At 54.5% G+C, this 961-nt stretch carries 1 protein-coding gene; it reads right to left on the bottom strand.

Annotated elements, in window-relative coordinates; all coding sequences use genetic code 11:
- Positions 1 to 20: 20 nt before the first annotated feature.
- Positions 21 to 898, bottom strand: a protein-coding gene (locus tag VB780_RS14250) for an IS630 family transposase (protein ID WP_323351825.1) whose coding sequence is annotated in 2 segments (ribosomal slippage) — positions 21 to 566 and positions 569 to 898 — 876 coding nt in all. Because the reading frame shifts where the segments join, the coding sequence is not laid out codon by codon here.
- Positions 899 to 961 lie beyond the last annotated feature (63 nt).

The following is a 961-nucleotide window of genomic DNA, read 5'->3' as shown; positions in this document are numbered from 1 at the left end:
TATAGCTATAGCCACTTAGGTTAGGACGCGGCTTGCTTGAGGACGGCCTCAATGGCAGCCCGCAGACCATCATCATGAGGAAGGGCTTTTCGAATCCGGCTTTTCAACCACCCCCAGCACTTTTCAATGCGATTTAGGTCAGGGGAATAGGGTGGGAGATAAACCACTTCACAACCTGCCGATTCAATCAATTCGGCAATGCGTCCGCCATGGTGAAAGGTGGCATTATCGAGCACCACCCAGTCTCCTGGGCATAACTCTGGAATCAAGCAGGTCTCCAACCAGGTTTCGAAGACGGTGCGGTTGCAGGCTCCTTCAACGGTAAACGGCGCAATGAGTTGATGCCCCCGATACCCGGCGATCATATTGACGCGCCCACTGCGTCGCCCGGATTTAAGGTCATAGCACCGCTCACCCGCTGGGGCATAGCCGTATCCGTAGGCATCGCGCTCATCCATTCCCGACTCATCCACGTAAACCAGATGTCGGGCTATTGGCTCTGGAACTCGAGCTACGAACGCCTGTCGCGTTTGCTCGTCTCGCTGACGGTAGCCGTAGGTCTTTTTTTTCGTGTCCAGTTGATGATGTCTAAGGCCCGCGAGATGGTTCGTTGACTCATCTGACCTGGCCAACACTCCGCCATCTCAGCTTGGGTTTTGTCACGATGCTGCTCGGCAAAGGCGCGAAACCCATCCCAATCAGTAATCCGTCGCTGGCGGCGAGCCCTTGAGTTGACCTGGGGCGCTACGCTCCCCGTAGCGGCTTTACGCTTGAGCCACAAGTCGATAGTGTTGCGACTGATCCCAAAAGCAACACTGGCTTCGCTCTTCTTCATCCCATCCAGTTCGATGGCGTCAACGACTTTTTGTCGCAAATCGAGGCTGTAGGGTTTGGCCATGGCACACAGGTGGGGATGTCTCTACCTCTAGATTATGTCCTAATCAGACTGGCTATAGCTATA

Origin of the sequence: Leptolyngbya sp. CCNP1308, assembly GCF_034932455.1 — a bacterium.
In the GTDB taxonomy this organism is placed as follows: domain Bacteria; phylum Cyanobacteriota; class Cyanobacteriia; order Phormidesmidales; family Phormidesmidaceae; genus Nodosilinea.
This window is presented reverse-complemented; position numbering and strand designations above follow the sequence as displayed.